At 44.2% G+C, this 803-nt stretch carries 1 protein-coding gene; it reads right to left on the bottom strand.

What is annotated here, in order from left to right:
• Positions 1-27: 27 nt before the first annotated feature.
• Positions 28-771 (bottom strand): 23S rRNA (guanosine(2251)-2'-O)-methyltransferase RlmB, encoded by a 744-nt coding sequence (rlmB, locus tag H5072_RS20690; RefSeq protein WP_002958023.1) that lies wholly within the window; start codon positions 769-771, stop codon positions 28-30.
• Positions 772-803: the final 32 nt, after the last annotated feature.

The following is an 803-nucleotide window of genomic DNA, read 5'->3' as shown; positions in this document are numbered from 1 at the left end:
AACACATAAAACTTATCGTTTTATATATTAGTTATTTGCGTTACGTTGGCGTAATACTTCAAACAAACAAATACCCGTGGCTACCGATACGTTTAAGCTTGAAACAGTACCCGCCATTGGGATTTTAACGAGCATATCGCAATGCTCACGCGTTAAGCGTCGCATGCCCTCGCCTTCTGCGCCCATAACAATAGCCATTGGCCCCGTTAAGCTTGCATCAAATACGTGGTTATCAGTTTCGCCAGCGGTACCTACAACCCATACGCCTGCATCTTTAATTTCGCGAAGCGTACGTGCAAGGTTAGTCACTTGAATAAGCGGAACTGTTTCGGCTGCGCCACATGCCACTTTACGTGCGGTACCGTTAAGCTTAGCCGACTTATCTTTAGGTACAATCACAGCGTGAACACCTGCCGCGTCTGCACTACGTAGGCATGCGCCTAAGTTATGCGGATCGGTAATACCATCAAGCACAAGTAAAAACGGTGTGTCTTCACGAGCGATTATCGCATCAAGATCTTTTTCATTAAACGTTGGCGCTGCTTTTACGTTAGCAATAATACCTTGATGCTGCTCACCTTTTGATTTGCTATCAAGGGCTTTACGCTGCATAAACTGTACTGAAATACCAAATTTACGTGCTTCATCAATAATCGGAGTTGAGCGTTTGTCGTCACGACCTTTAAGGGCGTAAATTTCTACAAAGCGCTCTGGTTCGCTTTCTAAAATTGCTTCAACAGAATGAAAGCCAAAAATTAATTCATTACTCACGTATTCTCTGCTCCTGGGCTAGTACGTTTGCG

It is taken from the genome of Pseudoalteromonas sp. SR45-5, assembly GCF_014163565.1.
GTDB classification, from domain to species: Bacteria; Pseudomonadota; Gammaproteobacteria; order Enterobacterales; family Alteromonadaceae; genus Pseudoalteromonas; species Pseudoalteromonas distincta.
Note: the sequence above shows the minus strand (reverse complement) of the source record. Positions and strands in the feature narration are given on the sequence as shown.